Source organism: Mesorhizobium sp. M7A.F.Ca.ET.027.03.2.1 (assembly GCF_003999175.1).
GTDB lineage: Bacteria > Pseudomonadota > Alphaproteobacteria > Rhizobiales > Rhizobiaceae > Mesorhizobium.
Window position 1 is genome coordinate 1 of record NZ_RZOM01000601.1, and the last position, 3,788, is coordinate 3,788.

The window sequence follows — 3,788 nt, forward strand, 5'->3', positions numbered from 1 at the left end:
CGACCTGCACCACGCAATTCCGTTTCCTCAAGTGGATCGCAAGCAAATTTTGGTCCCAGCAGTTGGCGCGTTGCATCGGAAATACGGATTTCACTGGGCTCCGCGGACGTTTGAATACGCGAGGCGAGATTAACGGTCTCGCCCCACAAGTCATAGGCGAACCGTCTTTTGCCTATGACGCCAGCGACGATCGGTCCCGAGTGAATTCCAATTCTCAGTCTTATCGGTTCTCCTGCGAAGCTCTCGCGTTTGACCGCCTTGCGCAGTTCAACTGCGTAGTGCGCGAGGGCTTGTGCATGATCGGATCGCGCGGTGGGCAGGCCCGCGACCACCATCACACAATCGCCGATTGTCTTGATCTTTTCGCAGCCGTGCCGTTCCGAGAGCCGATCCGCCGCCTTGAAGAAGTAATTCAAGATAGCGAGCGTCGTCACCGCTCCGACGCTGCGCGCTCTTTCCGTAAAACCGACGATATCGGCAAAAAGCACACTCACCTCTGCGTGGTTGTCTGCAATTTTCTTGTGCGCTTTCAACCGCTCCGCGATCGACGCCGGAAGAATGTTGAGGAGCAGGGATTCGGCGCGCTGGTATTCACGCGACAATCCCTCCTGACTCTTCCTCAACGCCTCATTGGTCGAATGTAACTTCTCGTTGAGTTGGCGCTCCCTCTCTTGCAGAAGAGTCATTTCATAAGCCTTCTGTTGAAGCCGCTGCTTGTTGTCGCGTTCGGCAGTGGCATCAAGAAAGAGCAGCCACACGCAGTCATCATCAGCAAAAAGATGAAGGTCCGCGACACGCCCGCTGGGCAGTTCGACCATAGGCATATGAAATGGAAGCTCCGGGCAAGGCAGCAAACCTTCCATGAATTCAAGCTGATCGGCAACAGGCTTACCGATGCGAAGGGATGAGAGCCCGTAATGTTTAACGTTACCGCCCTTCGCCGCTGTCCGCAGCTGGGCGTCAATTTTCACATACGCAATAGCACGCTCGTTGTAGAAGAAATCGTAAATCCAGTTTCCGATCTCTCTTGGCAATCTTTGCATGGTCTATTTGGTGACCATCGAAGCGAGTTTAAGAAACGCATCATCGACATGCTCACCCGAGAGCGCACTTGTCAGATAGACCTGCCATCCGCGTTGCCTCAGTTCGTCGATTTCTCTATCCGGTATTACCCACCGATCGGCCAGATCAGATTTGTTGAAAAGCAATACGAACGGCATAGCACCGAATTCAGCCTCGACCCGCTCGCGCAGCGTGAGCGCGGCGGTAAGGGTAGCGGCGCGGGTTCCATCGACGACAAGCACGAGGCCTGTCGCACCTCGCACATGGCTGACGCGGAATGAGCCGATATCATCTTCGCCGGCCAAATCCCATAAAATCAGATCCACTGTTTTGTCCGGGAGTGCGACACTCTTTTTGTCGATTTTCACTCCCACCGTGGTCAAGTAGGTCTCTGAAAAGATGCTTTTCACAAACCTGCGAACCAGGCTCGTCTTTCCAACAGAGAACCCGCCCAACATACAGATCTTTTTTTGCAACATCTTGGGCTCCGACCTAGTCCAGGTTTACCGTAACGGAAACCCGGCGATTGGTGGAGCTACCAGCCTGACTATTTTCAGGCACCGCCGGTTCAAAGGTGCCCGCGCCCCGAACCAGCAGCAGTTCCGGGGCGACGCCGCGCTTGTTGAGAAGCGCACGAACTGTCTCGGCACGGGCGGCGCTGATCGACGCGTTGGCCGTCTCACGGCCCGTGGTGTCCGAATGGCCGGTCAACATGAACCGCGCAGTTACGCCTGACTTGCGGGCACTTTGGGCGAATTCCTTTATTTGATCCGCCAATCTGTCGAGAACCGGCGTCTGCTCTGGTCCCGGCACAACTTTGCCGGAAGAGAAGAAAATATCGGTCGTCTGGATGGCCTCTCTCAAATGATTGAGCTCTGCAAGGTCCAGTTCACGCAGCTGCGAGACATCCAGAACCACTCCGTCCGCCGAAAGTTGTTCAGCGGCGGCCTGCGCCCGGTTGATCCAGGCGGCAGGAGCCTCGCCCACGACAACGATGCGACCCTGGATGATCGAAAGTCGGACCGATTTCGGCGGCGTCAGCGACGCCGTCAGCCGCTTCACCACAAACTTCGGATCAAGGCTCTGGTAGAATTGCCACTGTGAATGAACGCGGGCAGGATCGACCTCCGTTCCGGACAGCAGAGCTTGCGGGTCGGCGGCAAGCGGGTCTCGCAGGCCGGAAATATAGAAATGTCCACCCCTGGTCGATTGTTGGGCGACGACAATTCCCGGTTGGGCCTCAAGTCGCGACACATAATACTGCCAGTGCTCCGCCGCGCGTGCTTCGGGACTGACATCACGAACCTTGGAAATGTCGAATTCCGGTCCGCCTGCCGAAAGCTGCCGAGCCGCTGCGCGCGCCCGATCTATCCAGGTGTCGGGAGCCTCGCCCTCGGCAATAATGCGATTATTGACGATCGAAAGTCGTACTGTATCTGGCGGATACAGCGACGCCGTCAGCCGTTTCAACACGAACTCCGGCTCAAGGCTCTGATAGAATTGCCATTGTGAATGAACCCGGGCGGGATCGACCTGCGTTCCAGACAACAGCGACTGCGGGTCGTCGGCAAGCGGGTCTCTCAGGCCGGCAATATAGAATTGGCCGTCGCGCGCCTGTTGTTCGGCAACGATGATGCCCGGCTGGGCCTCCAGTCGCGACACGTAAGCCTGCCAGCGCGATACATAAGCTTGCCAGCGCTGCGCTGATTGCCAGGAAAGAAAGTACCAACCGCCTGCCAGACTCAAAAGCAGCAGGGCAACGGCCGCCACCAGCCACGGAAATCCCTCGTTTGATTCCTCCTGCTTGAGCTCGACGCAGGTCTGCAACTGCGCCTCTACGCTGGCCAACTGCGAACCGTCGCCGTCAAACTGCTCTAAAGCCTGTGAGGATTCCTCATGGATGCGAAGCAATACATCGCGAAGTATTTCATGCAATCCCTCTGGCGGATTTCCCCGGATCACCGAAACCAGGGTCGCAAACGGTCCAACTTCTGACCAGAGACGAAGGTCGCCAAAACGAATTGTGTCCAGGCCGCTCTGCTCTTTCTCGTTAAATGAGTCCTTCACAAAATCCTGAATTGCACTAAGCATCGAAGAGATGAGTTGAGGATCTTCGCTCGTTGCATTATCGGCGGTTACATGCGCTATCAAAAGACCGGAATTGCGGTGAATGAGAAAGGCATGCTCTATACGATAAACAAGAGAGTGCTTAAGAACAACTTCCGAAAAGCTTGCTCCTGTCCTCCAAGATTCAAATCTCCACTTGAGCCCATGCCAGGTAAATATATGTCTTAGAGTTTCGTTCAGCGACTGAAAGGTCTGGTCGATCTTTTCCCCGATCGACTTGCGAATTGCTGGCAGAAACACCGGGTATAATATATCCGTCAGTGTGCGCGGGCTCTTCTGGATTGACCGTTGCACAGCCCTTTCGACAGCAGGCGCAAGCGCCTCGCCGAGCTGCGCATGAGGCGCTCGCGCGGCCGCACTGGGAAGAATGTCGCCCACTGCTGCCGCAAGCTGCTCGGGTTCGTCCAGCAGATGCGTAACTCGTGACAGCTCCGAAATTTCGCGGCTGACCAGCAACTGGCGCAGCGTTTCCATGCGAGGATCGGCGGTTGGGACTCCGTCGAAACGCGCACGATAGTCCGGATCAACGTTCCGGGCAATTTCGACCAAAAGACGAGCCAGAGCCTCGCGATCAATTTCTGTATCGTTCGAGGCTGTTC

The 3,788-nt window shown here is 56.0% G+C and carries 3 protein-coding genes; all 3 read right to left on the reverse strand.

The features are described from left to right. Window positions 1–1,043: adenylate/guanylate cyclase domain-containing protein (locus EN750_RS23090; RefSeq protein WP_145967848.1), on the reverse strand; the 1,043-nt coding region annotated here is incomplete at its 3' end. 3 nt (window positions 1,044–1,046) lie between these two features. Then, the gene (locus tag EN750_RS23095; RefSeq protein WP_023809564.1) at window positions 1,047–1,541 is read right to left on the reverse strand and encodes a Rab family GTPase; all 495 of its coding nucleotides are present in this window, start codon (window positions 1,539–1,541) and stop codon (window positions 1,047–1,049) included. Between the two features lie 13 nt (window positions 1,542–1,554). Next, the coding region (locus EN750_RS23100; protein WP_245482776.1) for an OmpA family protein at window positions 1,555–3,788 on the reverse strand (2,234 nt) is incomplete at its 5' end.

What these genes read in the sequence shown, in the direction of transcription:
- EN750_RS23095 (WP_023809564.1), bottom strand. Translation starts at nt 1,541, where the DNA reads ATGTTGCAAAAAAAGATCTGTATGTTGGGCGGGTTCTCTGTTGGAAAG.